Below are 13,952 nucleotides of genomic sequence, written 5' to 3'. Positions count from 1 at the left end.
AGGCGCCGGCGGGAAACTGTCATTCTTTAAAATCGTTGGCGTCCAGCTCGTGGCGCGACAGCAATTTGTAAAACTCGGTGCGGTTGCGGCCCGCCATGCGCGCGGCCTGGGTCACGTTGCCCTTGGTGATCTGCAGCAGCTTGCGCAGGTAATGCAACTCGAACTGGTTGCGCGCTTCGGCAAAGGTCGGCAGCGCGGTATTTTCCCCTTCCAGCGCCTGCTCCACCAACGCTTCGCTGATCACCGGCGCAGAGGTCAGCGCCACGCACTGCTCGATGACGTTGACCAACTGACGCACGTTGCCCGGCCAGCTGGCGGTCATCAGCCGCTTCATGGCGTCGGTCGAGAAGCTGCGCACGAACGGCTTGTGCCGCTGAGCCGCTTCGCGCAACAGGTGATTGGCCAGCAGCGGGATATCTTCGGCGCGCTCGTTGAGCGCCGGGATCTTGAGGTTCACCACGTTGAGGCGGTAGTAGAGATCCTCGCGGAACTCGTTCTTCGCCATCGCCTTTTGCAGATCGCGGTGGGTGGCGGAGATGATGCGTACGTCAATGTCCAGATCGCGATTGCTGCCGAGCGGCCGCACCTTGCGTTCCTGCAGCACGCGCAGCAGCTTCACCTGCAGCGACAGCGGCATATCGCCGATCTCGTCGAGGAACAGCGTGCCGCCCGCCGCCGCCTGGAACAGCCCTTCGCGGCTGCTGACCGCGCCGGTAAAGGCGCCCTTGGCGTGGCCGAACAGTTCGGACTCCAGCAGCTGCTCCGGCAGCGCGCCGCAGTTGATGGCGATGAACGCCTTGCTGGCGCGCGGGCTGGCCGCGTGGATCGCCTGCGCCACCACCTCTTTACCGGTGCCGCTCTGGCCGTTGATCAATACGCTGACGTCGGACTGCGCCACCATTTTCACCTGCTCCAGCAGGCGCAGCATCAACGGGCTGCGGGTGACGATGTCTTCCCGCCAGGCATCGTCGCCGGCCGGGCTGGCCGACAGCGCGAGCGCCTCGTCGATGGCCTTGTACAGCGCATCGCGATCCACCGGCTTGGTGAGAAAGCTGAACACCCCCTGCTGGGTAGCGGCCACCGCATCGGGAATCGAACCGTGCGCGGTGAGAATGATCACCGGCATGCCCGGCTGATGTTTTTGGATCTCGGCGAACAGCGCCATGCCGTCCATCTCATCCATGCGCAGATCGCTGATCACCAGATCGATCTGTTCGCGCGCCAGCAGGCGCAGCGCTTCCTGGCCGCTTTCGGCGGTGGTGACGTGAAAACCTTCGCTGGTCAGGCGCATGCCCAGCAGCTTCAGCAGGCTGGGATCGTCGTCAACCAATAACAGGTTGGCCGGTTTGCGTGCGGTCATTGCGCGTGGGACTCCTTATTGGCAGGGTGCGGCGTATAGGTGTCTTCCGGTTCAACCGGCAGCGCAGTGCCCTTTTCCGGCTCGTCCTGCGGCTCAGCCCCTTTCGCGGCCGCGCCGTTTTTACCGGCGGCTTCGCCCTTTTGCGAGCCTGTGCCGTTGTCCGGTATTTCCCCTTGCAGCTGCTTGCGCGATGAGAGCTGGCGCTCGATGTCGGTCAGGTTTTCCAGCTTGCGCGAGGTGTCCTGCAGCTGCGATTGCAAGCGCGCCTGGCTCTGGCGCAGCGAATCGATCTGGCTGTCGCTGCTTTCCTGCAGATGCTGATAACGCGCTTTCTCATCGAACAGCGTGATCTGCAGCATCTGCTGCTGGCGCCACAGCTGCGTCAGTGGACGCAGCGAACCGGGAAACTCCATCCGGTAGCTGTTGATCCTGTCGATCATCTGGCGGCGTTCGCCGGAGGTCGGCTGTGCGCTCCCCAGCAGGATGCTCTGTTTGAAAACGCCGGACCAGCTGTCGCCAGGCACCGTTTTCGCCAGCGCGCGCGCCTGGGTTGAGCCGATGCGATCGGCGCAGTCCATCGCACGCAGCCAGTAGAGCGCGTTATCCAGCGCGTCCTTGTCGTCCAACTGCCACAGGGTATCGCAGGCCGCGGTGCGGTAATCGATCACCTTGGTATCCGGGATCGCTTCTTGCTGCTGAGCGCTCAGGCCGCCGCTGACCGCGCGATCGACGCAGCCCGCCAGCAACAGCGGCATAAAGAAAACGGCGCCCAACCAGCTGATCGGGCGTTTGCCGAGCGGCGCTCTGTGCGTGGCACGCGGTGAACGTTCGGTCTGCGAAAGACGAAGGCGTTTAGACCATGTGTACATTATTTATTCATTCTCGGCGGTTAACGGCAGTTCAATGCGGAAGCAGACGTCTGCACCGGCGACCGTCGCCAGTTGCAGCTCACCGCGCATGCGACGGATACAGTCCTGAGCGATGCTCAACCCCAGTCCGCTTCCTTTTACCGCCCCTTTTCGCTGGTGACTACCCTGGAAAAAAGGCTCGAAAATCATGGCTCTTTCAGCCTCGGGGATCGGCATGCCGGTATTGGCGACGTCGATTTGCACCCGTTGTCCAACCTGACGGCTGCGGATCCAAATGTTACCGGATTCCTTGCCGTAGTGCACCGCATTGGAGTAGAGATTATCCAGCACGCGCATTAATAGCGTAGGCTCTGCCCAGCAGATTTCCGCCTCCAGCGCGATTTCGGTGGAAATCATCTTCGCCCGCGCCGGCAAACTGTGCGCGGCGACCACCAAATCGACCATCTCGCGCAGCTCGACGTTCTCGTGTTCCGCCGGGCCGTCGGCCAGTTTGCGGTTGTAATCCAGCAGTTGTTCAATCAGCTGCTGCAGGTGGCGACTGCTGTTGTCGAGGATCGCCACCACCTCTTTTTGATCGGAGGTCAGCGGCCCCGCCACTTCGTCGGCCAGCAGTTCGGTGCCTTCACGCATGCTGGCCAGCGGCGTTTTCAACTCGTGCGAGATATGGCGCAAGAACTCGTGGCGCTGCGATTCCAGCCACGCCAGCCGCTCGCTCAGCCAGATGATGCGCTGCGCCAGCGAACGCAGCTCGCGCGGCCCTTTGAACGACGCGGTGCTGCCCAGCGCGCGCCCTTCCCCCAGGCGATTGATCATCCGTTCCACGGCCTTGACCGGCCCGATGATCATGCGGGTGAACAGCACCACCAGCAGCACGCTGACCAGGAACAACAGCAGCGCCTGCCAGCCGAAGAACTGGCCGCGCTCGGCGATGGCTTGCTGCAGCTGCTGGCCGCGCGAGAACACCACCGCGCGCGTGGCCTGCACCATTTCGGCGTTGGAACGGGAGAACGATTCGAGCAGGGCCGAAGCCTCTTGGTCCGGCCCGCTGTTATGGCATTTGATCGCCGCCAGCTGGGTCAGCAACTGACGCAGCGTTTGGTAGTAGCGCTCGTCCGGCAGGATCGGCGCGTGGGCGTCCAGCATCTGCGAATACTGTTTGCGCTGGTTCTGGTACAGCTTCTGCAGCGTAGGATCGACCAGCACGCAGTACTGACGATAGCTGCGCTCCATCTCCAGCGCCACGCTGGTCATCGCCTCGCTGCGCCGCGCGTCCACCAGCGTGGTGCGGTTGATGTCCGCCGCCTGCGCGCTGAGGTGATCCAGGCTCTGGTAGGCTTGATAGGCCAGCACCAACAGCGGCAGCAGCACCAACAGGAAGGCCAGCAGCACCAATTGCCGCAGCGAACGGGGGAATAAACGCCATTTTTTCAACGAAATCATCTCATTCTCTCAGCTCTGTCACGATGCTAACTGACTCGCCGGAAAGAGAAAAGCCCGGCAGGGGAGAATCCTGAACGCGCAAGGAAAAAGCCGCGGGATCGGCGAAGCGCGCCCATGGGCCTGGCCTGCCGACGGCATGCGGCCCCGGTAACATCAACCGGCGCGAAAACGAGAGTGTGGGGATAGCGTCTGCGTTCGAGGGCATAGGCAACGAAACGGGCATAGCGCAGCGTTGAGAATTGACATCGGGGCAAGAAACTTGCCCCAACGCAAGGAAAGTGTGGATGCCCTTAAACCTCGTCCCCAGGGTGATGTAGCGCAGCGGCTGGCATCGAACAGGACGAATAGCATCCGTAAGTATCCAGGATTGATGAACCCTTCATCACAGTTGGATACAGGCGGTGCCTCACTCCACGTGTCGCCCGATGCTTGATAAAGCCGCTTGCGCGGTCTGTTATCGGTTTGGTTGGACGATAGGCACCATTTCTTTGGCATCATTCGGAGGCTTATGAGGCGATTTGCCGTCTAATTACGGCGCCGTCATAAAAAGGTGAATGAGCAGCCGCCAAGAATAATGCACGTAGCGTGCCAACTTTGCAATAAAAATAATAACACAATGATTTTATTTAAAAATAAAATTACATCAGCAAATTCCCCCACCCATTACGCACTGATGAGCGATGAAAAAAACGCCGTGCTGTCGCCAAATGCAGACAACTAAAGTCAAACCTGCTTACCTACAATAAAATCAATTAGTTAAACGTCTCCATTTGGCGACAGGGGAAATAGCGCTTGTCGCAAAATGCAGACACTGCCGCCAGACGGCGAACGCCGGCCATAAAAAAGGGCGCAATTGCTTGCGCCCTCTGTACGGTGGTGACCGTTTTTAGCCCAGCTGCTTACGGGCGTTGCGGAACATACGCATCCACGGGCTGTCCTCGCCCCACTCTTCCGGGTGCCAAGAGTTACTGACAGTGCGGAACACGCGCTCCGGGTGCGGCATCATCACCGTGGCGCGCCCGTTGGCGCTGGTCACGGCGGTGATGCCGTTCGGCGAACCGTTCGGATTAGCCGGGTAAGCTTCCGTCACCTGACCGGCGTTGTTGACGAAACGCAGCGCCACCAGGCCGTGGCTTTCCAACGCCGCCAGATGCGCCGCATCGCGCACTTCGACGTGCCCTTCACCGTGGGAAACGGCGATCGGCATGCGCGAGCCGGTCATGCCCTGCATGAACAGCGACGGGCTGGCCGCCACTTCCACCAGGCTGAAGCGCGCCTCGAAGCGATCCGACAGGTTGCGCACGAAGCGCGGCCAGTGTTCGGCGCCCGGGATCAGCTCACGCAGGTTGGACATCATCTGGCAGCCGTTGCACACGCCCAGCGCCAGCGTCTGCGGACGGTGGAAGAACGCTTCAAACTCGTCGCGCACCCGCTCGTTGAACAGGATAGACTTCGCCCAGCCTTCGCCGGCGCCCAGGACGTCGCCGTAAGAGAAGCCGCCGCAGGCCACCAGCGTGTGGAAGTCCTGCAGATCGCGGCGCCCGGCCAGCAGATCGCTCATGTGCACGTCCACGGCGTCAAAGCCGGCGCGGTGGAACGCCGCCGCCATTTCAACGTGGGAGTTCACCCCCTGCTCGCGCAGCACCGCCACTTTCGGGCGAGCGCCCTTGGCGATGTACGGCGCAGCGATGTCTTCCTCAGGTGCGAAGGTCAGCTTCACGTTCAGGCCGGGATCTTGTTCATCCTGCTTGGCCTGATGTTCCTGATCGGCGCACGCCGGGTTGTCGCGCAGGCGCTGCATCTGCCAGGTGGTTTCCGCCCACCAGGTGCGCAGCGTATTGCGGCTTTCGCTGTACAACGCCTTGCCATGTTGGTTGATGACGAAACGATCGCCGGCCTGCGCGCTGCCGATCTGATGCACGTTGTCGGTCAGCCCATGCTGAGCGAACGCCTGCTTCACCTCGTCGAGACGTTCGGCGCTCACCTGGATCACCGCGCCCAGCTCTTCGTTGAACAGCACCGCCAGCGCATCGTCGCCGAGGCCATCGAGGTTAACCTCTACGCCGCAGTGACCGGCAAAGGCCATCTCCGCCAGCGTCACCAGCAGGCCGCCGTCGGCGCGGTCGTGATAAGCCAGCAGCGCGCGATCGGCCACCAGCTGCTGCATGGCGTTGAAGAAGCCCGCCAGCTGCGCGACATCGCGCACATCGGCCGGTTTGTCGCCCAGTTGGCGATAAACCTGCGCCAGCGCGGTAGCGCCCAGCGCGTTATGGCCGTTGCCCAGATCGATCAACAGCAGTGCGCTGTCGCCCTTATCGGTGCGCAATTGCGGCGTCACGGTGTGGCGCACGTCTTCCACGCGGGCAAAGGCGGTGATGACCAGCGACAGCGGCGAGGTCATTTCGCGCTGTTCGTCGCCTTCCTGCCAGCGGGTTTTCATCGACATGGAGTCTTTGCCCACCGGAATGGTGATGCCCAGCGCCGGGCACAGCTCTTCGCCCACCGCTTTCACCGCTTCGTACAGGCCGGCGTCTTCACCCGGGTGGCCGGCGGCGGCCATCCAGTTGGCGGACAGCTTCACGCGCTTCAGGCTGCCGATTTCCGTGGCGGCCAGGTTGGTCAGCGCTTCCCCGACCGCCAGGCGGCCGGAAGCGGCGAAGTCCAGCAGCGCCACCGGCGCGCGTTCGCCGATCGACATCGCCTCGCCGTAATAGCTGTCCAGGCTGGCGGTGGTGACCGCGCAGTCGGCCACCGGGATCTGCCACGGGCCGACCATTTGGTCACGCGCCACCATGCCGGTGACGGTGCGGTCGCCGATGGTGATCAGGAAGGTTTTCTCCGCGACGGCCGGCAGATGCAGCACGCGCTTCACCGCGTCGGCCAGCGTGATGTCCCCACGCTGCACCGCCTGGCCCTGCGCCTGCAGACGGGTGACATCGCGGGTCATCTTCGGCGTTTTGCCGAGCAGCACGTCCAGCGGCATGTCGATCGGTTGGTTGTCGAAGTGGCGGTCGTTCAGCGTCAGGTGCTGTTCTTCGGTCGCTTCACCGATCACCGCATAAGGCGCGCGCTCGCGGCGGCAGATCTCGTCGAACTGCGCCATCTGCGCCGGGGCGATCGCCATCACGTAACGTTCCTGCGATTCGTTGCACCACACTTCCAGCGGGCTCATGCCCGGCTCGTCGTTGAGGATATCGCGCAGCTCGAAGCGCCCACCGCGGCCGCCGTCGCTCACCAGCTCCGGCATGGCGTTGGACAGGCCGCCGGCGCCGACGTCATGGATAAACAGGATCGGGTTCTGGTCGCCCAGCTGCCAGCAGCGGTCGATCACTTCCTGACAGCGGCGTTCCATTTCCGGGTTGTCGCGCTGCACCGAAGCGAAGTCCAGATCGGCATCGGACTGGCCGGACGCCATCGAGGACGCCGCGCCGCCGCCCAGGCCGATATTCATCGCCGGGCCGCCCAGCACCACCAGCTTGGCGCCGACGGTGATTTCCCCTTTCTGCACGTGATCGGCGCGGATGTTGCCGATGCCGCCCGCCAGCATGATCGGTTTGTGGTAGCCGCGCAGCTCGACGCCGTTATGGCTGTTGACGCGCTCTTCATAGGTGCGGAAGTAGCCCAGCAGCGCCGGGCGACCGAATTCGTTGTTGAACGCCGCGCCGCCCAGCGGGCCTTCGGTCATGATGTCCAGTGCGGTGACGATGCGTTCCGGCTTGCCGAAGTCCTGCTCCCACGGCTGTTCAAAGCCGGGAATGCGCAGGTTGGACACCGAGAAGCCCACCAGGCCGGCCTTCGGCTTGGCGCCGCGGCCGGTGGCGCCCTCGTCGCGGATCTCGCCGCCGGAGCCGGTCGCGGCGCCCGGCCACGGCGAAATCGCCGTCGGGTGGTTGTGAGTTTCCACCTTCATCAGGATGTGCGCGTCTTCCTGATGGTAATCGTACGTGCCGTTCTCCGGCGCGGCGAAGAAGCGGCCGACCTGCGAACCTTCCATCACGGCGGCGTTGTCTTTATACGCCGACAGCACGTAGTCCGGCGTCTGCTCGTAGGTATTCTTGATCATTTTGAACAGCGACTTGGGCTGCTGCTCGCCGTCGATGATCCAGTCGGCGTTGAAAATCTTGTGGCGGCAGTGCTCGGAGTTAGCCTGCGCGAACATATAAAGTTCGATATCCGTCGGGTTGCGCCCCAAACCGGTAAAGGCATTCAGCAGGTAGTCGATCTCATCCTGCGCCAGCGCCAGGCCGAGCCGAACGTTGGCCTGCTCCAGCGCGGCGCGCCCTGCGCCCAGCACGTCGACCGACTGATACGGCGCCGGCTGATGGTGCGCGAACAGCTGTTCGGCCTGTTGCAGCTCGCTGAAGACGGTTTCCATCATGCGGTCGTGCAGCAGCGCAGCGAGCTGCCGCCACTGGGCTTCCGTCAGTTCAGGCGCCTTGACGTAGAACGCCAGACCGCGCTCCAGCCGCAGCACCTGTTGCAGACCGCAGTTGTGGGCGATGTCGGTGGCTTTGGAAGACCAGGGAGAAATGGTGCCCGGACGCGGCGTAACCAGCAGCAGCCGGCCTTCAGGGGCGTGTTCGGCGAGAGAAGGACCGTACTTGAGCAGACGCTGAAGCTTGGCGTGTTCTTCGGCACTTAGCGGTGCGCTGACATCGGCAAAGTGGACGTACTCGGCGTAGATATCACTGACGGGCAGGTGAGCGTCCTGGCAGCGGGACAGCAGTTTGGTAATGCGAAAAGCCGATAAAGCGGGCGAACCACGCAGAATTTCCATAATCAAAGTTCTCTCGTCTTCGAAGCGAAGGATAAGACGCTTCATTGGGCGCAACAGGGGAAAACGCGCGTCATTATAGAGAATCCTCGGCGCCGACGAAACCGTTTGCGTAGGGATTATTGATAAAAGCGTGCCGCACCGTCGAATTGTCATAACGTGTCAATAAAGTTGCACACTGGCGTTTTGTTGCGCAAAATGCCCCCCGCACTGGTGATTTAACCATGAGAAAAGTCGCGGTTGTCGTCGCCGGCGTACCTGTGCCACCACTGGATAACTATTTGAAACGTCTTAAAATAAACTACATCCTCATCGGCGTTGTCACTCTGCTTCTGGCTCTCGCGCTGTGGCCCAACATCACCTGGCGCAGCGGCCAGGGCGGGCAACTCCAGGAGATCATTTCCCGCGGCGAGTTGCGTATCAGCACGCTGAATTCACCGCTGACCTATTTCAACACCAAGCAAGGGCCGGGTGGGCTCGACTACGAACTGGCCAAGCGCTTCGCCAACTACCTCGGGGTAAAACTGGTGGTGATCCCCCATCAGAACATCAATGACCTGTTCGACGATCTGGACGACGACGACGCCGACCTGCTGGCGGCGGGCCTGATCTACAACCAGGAGCGCCTCAGCCGCGCGCGCACCGGCCCGGCCTACTACTCCGTTTCCCAACAGCTGGTGTACCGGCTGGGCACCCCGCGGCCGAAAAGCTTCGCCGACATCAAAGGCAAGCTGGCGGTCGCCTCCGGTTCCGCGCACGTCAGCACGCTAAAGCAGCTCAAACAGGATAAATACCCGGATCTCGCCTGGGAGTCCTCCAGCGATCTCACCTCCAAAGAACTGCTGGAGCGGGTGGCCGACGGCAAGCTGGACTATACCCTCGGCGATTCGGTGACCATCGCGCTGCTGCAGCGCATCCATCCGCAGCTGGCGGTGGCGTTCGACGTCACCGACGAAGAGCCGGTCACCTGGTACCTCAAACGCGACGGCGACGACAGCCTGTACGCGGCGATGCTGGATTTCTACAGTCAGATGGTGGACGACGGCACCCTGGCGCGGCTGGAAGAGAAATACCTCGGCCACGTCGGCAGCTTCGACTATGTGGACACCAAAACCTTCCTGTCGGCCATCGATTCGGTGCTGCCCAACTTCCGCCCGTTGTTCGAGAAGCACGCCAACGAGATCGACTGGAAGCTGCTGGCGGCCATCGCCTATCAGGAATCGCACTGGAATCCGCAGGCCACTTCCCCCACCGGCGTGCGCGGCCTGATGATGCTGACCCGCGCCACCGCCGACGGCCTGGGGGTCAACGATCGCCTCGATCCGGAAGAGAGCATTCAGGGCGGCGCCCTGTACCTGCAGCGGCTGATGGCCAAGGTGCCGGACAGCGTGCCGGAAGACGAGCGCATCTGGTTCTCGCTGGCGGCCTACAACATGGGGTGGGGCCATATGCTGGACGCGCGCAAGCTGACCAAGACGCAAAAAGGCAACCCGGACAGCTGGGTCGACGTCAAACAGCGCCTGCCGATGCTCAGCCAAAAGCGCTACTACCCGCAGCTGACCTACGGCTATGCGCGCGGGCGTGAAGCCTACAACTATGTAGAAAACATCCGCCGCTATCAGGTCAGCCTGGTGGGCTATCTGCAGGAAAAAGAGAGAAAGGCGGCGCAAGCGGCCGCCGAGCAGGAAGCGTTGGGGAAAGGCTACCCGACGGTGATGCCGGAACTGGCGCTCAACTACTGATTATTCCGGCTTATCCGCCGCCCGCTGCGCCAGCCTGAGCGCTTTTTTCTGTTCGCGGCGCAGGCGGAAGAAATTGCTCAGGGTGGCGGCGCATTCGTCCGCCAGCACGCCCGAGACGATCTCCACCTGATGGTTCATGCCCGGATGGCGCAAAATGTCCACCAGCGAGCCGGCCGCGCCGGTTTTCTCGTCGGCGGCGCCGTACACCAACCGGCGGATGCGGCTGTGCACCATCGCGCCGGCGCACATCACGCAGGGCTCCAGCGTGACGTACAGCGTGGCGTTCAGCAGGCGATAGTTTTGCAGCACCGCGCCGCCCTGGCGCAGCGCCATGATCTCGGCGTGTGCGGTAGGATCGTGGCGGCCGATCGGCCGGTTCCAGCCCTCGCCGATGACCTGATTGTCCAGCACCAGCAGCGCACCCACCGGCACCTCGCCCTCTTCCTGCGCGCGCAGGGCCAGCTGCAATGCCTGACGCATCCAGTACTCATCGTTATATTCAGTCATCGCATAATTCCTCGTGCGCTTTTGCGGCGGGCATTATACACACTAGCCTCCCTTTGTCGTAGCCGCCCGCCAATGGCTATACTGGCCGAATCGGCCGATGATTCAGGGACAAGAAGCATGAAACTCAGTAAAAAGAACGCCGTCGTGGTGCGCAAGGCGCTGGACGGTTGGGTTGGGGAAGGCGCCATGACGCCCGAACAACGGCAGCAACTGCTGCAGCATGTGGACGTGCAACCTTTCGACTGGCGGCGACTGGCGCGCTATGCGTTTCTCGCCGCGCTGGCCTCGCTGCTGATCGCCGTCACCAGCCTGTTCGCCGACAGCGAACTGCTTGCATGGCTGAGCGAACTGTTCCGCTTCGACGCGCCGGTGCGCATGGCGATCGCCGGCGTACTGGCGGCGCTGGCCTACGTTTGGGCGCTGCGTCGTCGTCAACGCCATCCGGAAAAACGCTACGGCAATGAGGCGGCGCTGTTTGTCGCCGTGTTGCTCACCGCCTGCGCCTTATGGCAACTGGGCGTCTGGCTGGACAACGGCAGCGGGCGGGTTTCCGTGCTGCTGCTGGTCGCCGCGCTGCTGTACGGCGCGATCGGCTGGTTCAGCCGCTCCGGGCTGGTATGGTGGTTCGCCCTGCTGTCGCTCGGCAATGCCTTCGGCGCCGAGACCGGCTACCTGTCCGGCTGGGGCGCCTACTGGCTCGGCATGAGCTACCCGATTCGCTTTATCGCCTTCGGCGGGGTGCTGATCGCCGCCGCATTGCTGCTGCGGCCGCTCTTGGCGCAGCGCGGCCTGCAGCGGGTGTCGCTGGCGATGGGCCTGCTGTACCTGTTCATCGCGCTGTGGCTGCTGTCCATCTTCGGCAACTACGGCGATCTCGACAGCTGGTACCGCGCGCGCCAGATTGAGCTGTTCCACTGGAGCCTGCTGTTCGGGCTGGCCGCCCTCGTCGCCATCTGGCTGGGGTTGAAGCATGACGACGCCATGCTGCGCGGTTTCGGGCTGACCTTCCTCGGCATCAACCTCTATACCCGCCTGTTCGAGTTTTTCTGGGACAGCATGCCGAAAACGATTTTCTTCGCGCTGCTCGGCCTGAGCCTGTGGGCGTTGGGGCATTATGCGGAAAAGATTTGGCAGCTCGGGCGCAAACCACACGACGTAACCGACGACTGATCGCGGCAGCGATAACAGCAAAGGGCGGAATTCTCCGCCCTTTGTTTATTCCAGCTGCTGCAGCTCGCCCTGCTTGCTCACCCGCCAGCGGTGCTCGCAAAAGAACAGCAGTGGATTATCCTGCTTGCTGTCGCTGTAACCGCTGTACAGCTTCAGCGGCGCGCCGAGCCGCTGTTCCAGCTGCACCACTTTCTGCGCCCCCAGGCAGCGCAGGGTCAAGACCCAACCGCCGCAGCGGCGCGTGATGCGGCTGCCGATCAACCGCACCCGCGGCAGAAACGCCGAATCCCGATACACCTGCTCCACCAGTTGCTCCGGCGAGCCGGTAATCAGCCACACTTCGGCATCGTGCTCCTCCAGATACTGCCGCAGCCGCATTTGCACCACCGGAAACGCGGTCACCTTCTGGCGGAAAGCCTCGATAAACTGCCGCTCCAGCGCCTTCAGCGTCGCTTCAGAACGCCCGAAAGTAATCGCCCACAGCAGCTGGCTCATCGGCCAGCGCGCGGCGCGCCCCAGCAGCAGCAGCGCCAACCCGATCGGCGGCAGCAGCGGTATTACCAGCAGCAGGTTCAGCGGTAGGCGGCGCAGCAGAAAGCGCAAGAAACTGCCGAACATATCCTCCTGATGCAGAGTGCCGTCCAGATCGAAAAAGACCACGCGGCGCCCTGCTGCGGCCGACGGTTGCTGCTTGTCGTTCAAACGCTACTCCTCGGGATCGTCGAACCCCATCATCCAGGTGAAGAGAAAACCGGCGATAATCGTAATCAGCATCCCCGCCAGATACAACATCACCTTACCTGAGACGATGGTCAACGCCAAAGGCAGCCCCGAAATGCCGAAGGTGATGACCGTCGCCACCTTCCAGTAGCTGATCAGCGCGCCGCCTACCGCGCCGCCGAGGCAGGCGCCGATAAACGGCCGGCCCAGCGGCAGCGCCACCCCGAAGATCAGCGGCTCGCCGATGCCGAGAATGCCGACCGGCAACGCCCCTTTGATCACCTTCTTCAGCCGCGCGTTGCGGGTTTTTAGCAGCACCGCCAGCGCCGCCCCCACCTGACCGACGCCGGCCATCGCCAGGATCGGCAGCAGCGGGTTGGAACCGTGCGCCTGCACCAGCTCGACGTGGATCGGCACCAGCCCCTGGTGCAAGCCGGAGAGCACCAGCGGCAGGAACAGCCCCGAGAGCAACGCCCCCACCAGCAGCCCGCCCTTGTCGATCGCCAGATTGGCGCCGTGGGCGATGGCATCGGAAATGGCGCCACCGATCGGCTGCAGGATCAGGATCGCCAACGAGGCGGTGACCAGCGTGGTCAGCAGCGGATTGAGGATCAGTTCGACCGACTCCGGCAGCAGCGTGCGCAGGCGTTTCTCCACCCAGCACATCAACGCCACCACCAACAATACGGCGATCACCCCGCCGCGCCCCGGCTGCAGCGCCTCCCCGAACAGGGTGATCTGCGCCAGCGCCGGACTGGAGAGAATGCCGGCCATCACGCCGCCCATCGCTTGCGAACCGCCAAACACCCGCGCGGCGTTCACCCCGACCAGAATGTTCATAATGGCGAATACCGCGCTGCCGAAGATCGCCAGCAGCCCCAGCGCGTTCGGGTAGTCCAACGCCAACTGTCCGGCGATGTCGGGCCGCTTCAGCAGGTTGATGATGCCGGTGATCAGCCCCGAGGCGATAAACGCCGGGATCAGCGGAATAAAAACGTCGGCCAGCTTTTTCAGCGCGCCGCTCATCGGCGCAGCGTATTTTTGCTTGGCCTGCGCCTTGGTGCGGGCGGCGTCACCGACGGCGGCAACGGGCTGCGCATCACCGCTCAACAGCCCGCGCATGGCGTCCACCACCTTGGCGGCGGCGCCCGGGCCGACGATAAACTGATGCTGTTCACCCTGCTTGATATAGCCCTTCACCCCCGGCAGCTGCTTGAGGGCGGCCAGATCCAGGCGCTGCTCATCGCTGACCTCGACGCGCACCCGCGTCATGCAGTTTTCCAGTTTGAGGATATTGCCCTCGCCCCCCACGCCCGCCAGGATCTGTGTCGCCAATGCCGTTGTCTTGTCCATCGCCGCCCCCACCGTAA

9 protein-coding genes are annotated in these 13,952 nt (G+C 62.9%); 2 read left to right on the top strand and 7 right to left on the bottom strand.

Annotated features, from left to right (window positions below; genetic code table 11):
• Positions 1 to 19: 19 nt before the first annotated feature.
• From glrR to purL, 4 genes are all read right to left on the bottom strand, one after another.
• A complete protein-coding gene (glrR, locus tag AC2CGI_RS00480) occupies positions 20 to 1,360 on the bottom strand; it encodes a two-component system response regulator GlrR (protein ID WP_004941361.1) in 1,341 nt (446 codons plus the stop codon).
• Complete coding sequence (qseG, locus tag AC2CGI_RS00475; protein ID WP_004941359.1) at positions 1,357 to 2,229, bottom strand: two-component system QseEF-associated lipoprotein QseG; 873 nt, start codon at positions 2,227 to 2,229, stop codon at positions 1,357 to 1,359. Before qseG ends, glrR begins: the two co-directional genes overlap by 4 nt.
• Positions 2,230 to 2,232: 3 nt before the next feature.
• Positions 2,233 to 3,669, bottom strand: a complete 1,437-nt coding sequence (locus AC2CGI_RS00470; protein WP_076741088.1) for a sensor histidine kinase — start codon at positions 3,667 to 3,669, stop codon at positions 2,233 to 2,235.
• Between the two features lie 886 nt (positions 3,670 to 4,555).
• Positions 4,556 to 8,446, bottom strand: a complete 3,891-nt coding sequence (purL, locus tag AC2CGI_RS00465) for a phosphoribosylformylglycinamidine synthase (protein WP_076741126.1) — start codon at positions 8,444 to 8,446, stop codon at positions 4,556 to 4,558.
• 278 nt (positions 8,447 to 8,724) lie between these two features.
• Here purL and mltF point away from each other — a divergent pair, with 278 nt between their 5' ends.
• Positions 8,725 to 10,185, top strand: a complete 1,461-nt coding sequence (gene mltF / locus AC2CGI_RS00460) for a membrane-bound lytic murein transglycosylase MltF (protein WP_004941352.1) — start codon at positions 8,725 to 8,727, stop codon at positions 10,183 to 10,185.
• Here mltF and tadA read toward each other — a convergent pair whose 3' ends face one another.
• Positions 10,186 to 10,692 carry a tRNA adenosine(34) deaminase TadA gene (gene tadA, locus AC2CGI_RS00455; RefSeq protein WP_015378796.1) on the bottom strand — a complete coding sequence of 169 codons (507 nt, stop codon included), beginning with the start codon at positions 10,690 to 10,692 and terminating at the stop codon, positions 10,186 to 10,188. It abuts the gene before it with no gap.
• Positions 10,693 to 10,809: 117 nt separating this feature from the next.
• Between tadA and AC2CGI_RS00450 the strand changes: the two genes are divergently transcribed.
• On the top strand, positions 10,810 to 11,862 hold the full coding sequence (locus tag AC2CGI_RS00450; protein WP_015378797.1) for a DUF2157 domain-containing protein: 1,053 nt from the start codon (positions 10,810 to 10,812) through the stop codon (positions 11,860 to 11,862).
• A gap of 45 nt (positions 11,863 to 11,907) precedes the next feature.
• Here AC2CGI_RS00450 and yfhb read toward each other — a convergent pair whose 3' ends face one another.
• Together yfhb and AC2CGI_RS00440 are read right to left on the bottom strand one after the other, a co-directional pair.
• Positions 11,908 to 12,564 carry a phosphatidylglycerophosphatase C gene (yfhb, locus tag AC2CGI_RS00445; RefSeq protein ID WP_021504522.1) on the bottom strand — a complete coding sequence of 219 codons (657 nt, stop codon included), beginning with the start codon at positions 12,562 to 12,564 and terminating at the stop codon, positions 11,908 to 11,910.
• A 3-nt stretch (positions 12,565 to 12,567) separates the two neighbouring features.
• Entirely contained in the window at positions 12,568 to 13,935 is a 1,368-nt protein-coding gene (locus AC2CGI_RS00440; RefSeq protein ID WP_484593929.1) for a PTS transporter subunit EIIC, read from the bottom strand.
• Between the last annotated feature and the right edge of the window lie 17 nt (positions 13,936 to 13,952).

It is taken from the genome of Serratia sp. LSHTC3 (genome assembly GCF_057197125.1).
Note: the sequence above shows the minus strand (reverse complement) of the source record. Positions and strands in the feature narration are given on the sequence as shown.